The organism is Haloferax sp. s1 (assembly GCF_058382125.1).
In genome coordinates this window covers 1-2,621 of record NZ_JBZRPK010000275.1, presented here as the reverse complement: position 1 = coordinate 2,621, position 2,621 = coordinate 1, and the positions used below count along the sequence as shown (strand labels likewise).

Annotated in this window: 4 protein-coding genes; 3 read left to right on the top strand and 1 reads right to left on the bottom strand. The window is 54.8% G+C overall.

The genetic code is table 11. The annotated features are described in order from the left end of the window. From QT222_RS02780 to QT222_RS02770, 3 genes are all read left to right on the top strand, one after another. The coding region (locus QT222_RS02780; RefSeq protein WP_491476229.1) for a Cdc6/Cdc18 family protein at nucleotides 1-1,015 on the top strand (1,015 nt) is incomplete at its 5' end. A gap of 363 nt (nucleotides 1,016-1,378) precedes the next feature. Further along, a complete protein-coding gene (locus QT222_RS02775; protein ID WP_004057215.1) occupies nucleotides 1,379-1,705 on the top strand; it encodes a DUF7317 family protein in 327 nt (108 codons plus the stop codon). Further along, complete coding sequence (locus QT222_RS02770) at nucleotides 1,702-2,208, top strand: PIN domain-containing protein (RefSeq protein ID WP_004057214.1); 507 nt, start codon at nucleotides 1,702-1,704, stop codon at nucleotides 2,206-2,208. The genes QT222_RS02775 and QT222_RS02770 overlap by 4 nt, the downstream gene beginning before the upstream one ends. 88 nt (nucleotides 2,209-2,296) lie before the next feature. Here the strand turns inward: QT222_RS02770 and QT222_RS02765 are convergent. Further along, nucleotides 2,297-2,621, bottom strand: a 325-nt coding sequence (locus tag QT222_RS02765) for an HVO_A0114 family putative DNA-binding protein (protein ID WP_491476228.1), incomplete at its 5' end; no start/stop codon positions are given.

Here is a 2,621-nt window from a genome sequence, read left to right as displayed (position 1 = left end):
GGGTCTGGGCATGATACGCGATGCCCGGGCACTTCGCGACAACTTCGTCCCTGCAGATCTCGAACATCGAAATGCCGAAATCGGACATCTCTCGTCTTATCTCGCTCCGATTGAGAACGACGAGTCTGGTGAGGATATCCTGATTACTGGCCCATCGGGGGCTGGGAAAACAACGCTCGCCAAATTCGTTACAGCCGAGCTAGAACGTGCGACGCTCGGTGCGAGGGCTGCCTACACTAACTGCCTCTCGAACTCCACGAACGCTGGTGTCCTACACTCTCTGATGCGGGATGCTCGACGAGGCATCGAATTCGACCGCGGGAGTACTCCAGTCGGCGAGTATCTCGACAAGATTCGCGACCTCGACGAACAGTTTGTCGTCATTCTCGATGAAGTGGACGTCCTCGAAGACCCGTCGCTCATTGCGATGCTCTACGATATTCCGAACGTGACGACGCTGATGGTCTGTGTCTCCGAGGATGCGTTTATCTCCGGTCTGGACATGCGCGTCTCCTCGCGGGCACGTGCCGCGGCGTCGGTCCAACTCGAAAAGTATCGCGACCAGGAGATTGCTGATATTATTCGCGCTCGCGTCGAGTACGGTCTCGATCCGGGCGCTGTCGATGAGGCGACCATCCAGCACATGGCCTCGCTCGCTGCGGGAGACGCTCGGCTCGCGGTTACTAATCTCCGACGTGCTGCCGAGCGTGCCGACCAGGAAGAACTCTGTGCGCTTAGCCCCGGTCTCGTCGACGAGGTTGCTGACGGCGCGGCTGGCGAAGTCCACGAGCGGAATGTTGAGCGTCTCTCGACACACAAGCGACTCCCCTACGATATCGTCCACGAGCACGATGAACTCTCTTCGTCGGAACTCCACGCTGAGTACGAGCGACGAATTGGCTCTCCAAAAGCGAAGGTGACGCGCCGACGCTACCTCGGTGCGCTTGAACGCTATCGACTCATCGAAAAGGAGGGTGCGACGAGAGGTACCCGGTATCGGCTTGTCGAACCCTGAACCGCGGAACTGTCAAGAGTATCGGTCCTGTACAATCAATTGCTTCTGACTACCTCATGTTGAAGAAAAAACGCACCATCGAGAGGAATTGCGTCGATTGTGGTAAAACAATCCGAAGTACCGTCTACGAGGATGGAACATATGATGGGGGTCACTATTTCGGTGAGTTCACCGTCCCGGACGAGGACAGTGGGGGTAAATACGAGAAGACAGGTGAGTGGGAGGGTCACGATGTCGTGAAGTGGACTGGAGAAGAGTTGTCCTATGAGTATTGGGAATGTGATAACTGCTACACCTCAGAAGAGGGATAGTACGCTCGGCAAAATTCATATATTGTATGAAGACCATGCATTGAGTGAAGGCATGTCCCGAACCACCGCAACCATTCCAAACGATCTTACCGACCTCATGGAGGGGGCTGTCAAAGCGGGTATCTTCGAAAACAAAAGCGATGCCATTCGCCACGTCTTACGGGCGTATTTCGAAGAAAACGAGAACGCGCGGATTGCCGCCGCGGTATCGCTTTACGACGACGGGGAGATTACCTTGGGTACTGCTGCCCGCCTCGCTGGTGTCAACCGGTTTGAGATGAGAGGCATACTGCGAGAAGAGGGAGTTGAGCTACGATTCGGCCCCGAAGATATGGCTGCCGCGAGAGACGAAATAGAAACCGCTCGTAACCTCGAATGACAGGAGCGCCGAAGAACGCGACAGTACTCAACACTACTGTCCTCTCGAATTTTGCTCAGGTGAATCACATCGAGTTATTATTGGATTTACCGCGACTCGTGACCGTGGATGCTGTCCAAGAAGAACTCGAAGAAGGGACTGAGACCCATCTGTATCTTGAACATGCATTAGCCGTACTGGAAGAGGGAATCCCCGTAGTCACTCCGTCTTCCTCAGCAGAGAAATTAGAAGAGAAGCTTCTAGAAACGTTGGACCCTGGAGAAGCGCAGGCTATAGCCGTTGCGGAGGCCGCCGATGGAACCGTTATCACTGACGATGGAGATGCGCGTGCTACTGCGAAGCAACGTGGCGTGGGCTTGACCGGGTCAATCGGACTCCTGGTACGTTTCGTCGAAGATGGTGAGATTTCGGTAGAGACCGCTGACGAGTACCTCAAACGCTGGATCGATGAAGCTGGGTTTCGGTCTCCCGCCCGTGACTTCGCCGTCTTTCTTGAAGAGTGAGTGGTTGTATTGTAGTGATTTGAGGATAGGTGAAATAAGGCTAAGACTAGGTGATCGTGTTCCCTTACTGAATTCTGTGAGAGCCTTATTATTTGGTTCTAGTTGCAGTATCACTGTTCTCCATATCGAATGGGAGGTTGATGACGAGTTCATCGAACCAGACGACTGGGCGCTTGCTCTGGCCATCTTCTTCGAAGAAGATGACGCCCAGCCGGGCAAGCCGACTGAGTTCTTCGTGGACGTTCTTCACGTCGCGGTCAACGACCCGTGCGGTCTCGTTGATACTGGATGGCTCTTCGTGGCGGATTGCCTCGATGAGGTCGAGTACACGCGCCGTCAGCGTCTCCATGAGGTCGTCGTAACTAGTGAACGAGAGTGTCGGGGTCGAGTCCACAGCAACGCCACGCTCGAGC

Excerpts from the sequence above, each read along its gene's own strand:
- QT222_RS02775 (WP_004057215.1), top strand. The coding sequence starts at position 1,379 with ATGTCCCGAACCACCGCAACCATTCCAAACGATCTTACCGACCTCATG.
- QT222_RS02770 (WP_004057214.1), top strand. The coding sequence starts at position 1,702 with ATGACAGGAGCGCCGAAGAACGCGACAGTACTCAACACTACTGTCCTC.